Origin of the sequence: Mesorhizobium sp. M1E.F.Ca.ET.041.01.1.1 (assembly GCF_003997355.1) — a bacterium.
Taxonomy (GTDB): Bacteria; Pseudomonadota; Alphaproteobacteria; order Rhizobiales; family Rhizobiaceae; genus Mesorhizobium.
Map to the genome: position 1 here is coordinate 1 of NZ_RZSL01001027.1, position 1,284 is coordinate 1,284.

At 63.7% G+C, this 1,284-nt stretch carries 2 protein-coding genes and 1 pseudogene; all 3 read left to right on the forward strand.

Translation table 11 applies throughout. The features are described from left to right. Positions 1-437 (forward strand): ubiquinol-cytochrome C chaperone family protein (locus tag EOA38_RS37020; RefSeq protein WP_127301536.1); only part of this gene is annotated, 437 nt, incomplete at its 5' end. An 11-nt stretch (positions 438-448) separates the two neighbouring features. After that, on the forward strand, positions 449-997 hold the full coding sequence (locus EOA38_RS37025) for a DUF177 domain-containing protein (protein WP_127301537.1): 549 nt from the start codon (positions 449-451) through the stop codon (positions 995-997). Between the two features lie 130 nt (positions 998-1,127). Continuing rightward, positions 1,128-1,284: pseudogene (locus EOA38_RS37030) on the forward strand (phosphate acyltransferase); the annotation flags it as partial.

The window sequence follows — 1,284 nt, forward strand, 5'->3', positions numbered from 1 at the left end:
ACTGGAATGTGCCCGACACGCCGCTCGGTCGTTTCGAAATGCTGTCCCTGCACATGTTCCTGTTCCAGCACAGGTTGCGCGGGGAGGGCGGTGCTGCGGCCGAGATCGCTCAGGTGTTGATCGACGAGTTCTTTCTGGATGTCGAGCATTCGCTCAGGGAACTCGGCATCAGCGATGTCGGCGTGCCGAAGCGCATGAAGAAGTTGGCAAGGATGTTTTACGGCCGCACCGCGGCTTATGACGACGCCTTGCGGGACGACGACCGGGTGGCCCTTGCCGCGGCGCTCGCCCGTAATGTCAGGCCCGATGTCGGCGAGTGGCCGGAGGCGCCGCTGCTGGCGAGCTATGTTTCCGAAGCGTCCCGGCAGCTTGCCATGCAGCCGACCGAATCTTTCGTGGCCGGCACCGTGGCGTTCCCGGTCGCCGGAGCCGCGTGAAGGAGGCGAGAATGAAACACGCCAAACCGCAAAGCCCCATATCTTTCGTCGCCAACGTCGCCCGCCTGCCGCAGAAGGGCTTGCCGGTTTTGATCGAGGCCGACGAGCGGCAGCGCGCGGCGCTTGCCGCGGAATACGATCTGCTCTCGGTCGAGCGCTACCGCGCCGAGCTCCTGGTGGCGTCCTGGAAACGCAACGGCGTCAAGGTCAGCGGTCGCGTCGAGGCCGACATCACCCAGGCCTGCATCGTCACCCTCGATCCGGTCGCAGCCCATATCGACGAGCCCGTCGAGGCGCTGTTCCTGCCGGAGCAGTCGAAGCTCGGGCGCGAGGGGTTCGAGGGCGGCGGCGAAATCGTCCTCGACGCGGACGGGCCTGACAGTCCCGAAACTTTTTCCGGCGACACCATTGATGTCGGCGCGCTTGCCGAGCAGTTTTTCGGCCTGGCGATCGACCCTTATCCGCGCAAGCCCGGAGCCTCGCTGGACACCGCGGGCGACGATCCTTCGGAAGAAAGCGAATTCCAGAAAAAGCTGCGTTCGCTGCTCGGAAAATCCTGAAGGCGGCCCGGATTTTGGAAAAGTTGGTTGTGCGGCAGCCCAAAACCGCTATTTTCGCCGAACCTTCGCGAGCCCCCTTACCTCGGCAGGCGTCCGCCGCTAGCCAGGCAAACCGTGAGAAAAACACCGAGTGATCAGGATTTCCATCGATGCCATGGGCGGCGATCACGGACCAGGCATTGTCATCCCTGCGCTGATGACGGTCGCCATCCGCCGCCCTGACATCCGCTTCGTCATCTATGGCCGCGAGGACGCCGTTCGTCCCGAACTGGCCAAGTTTCCAAAAC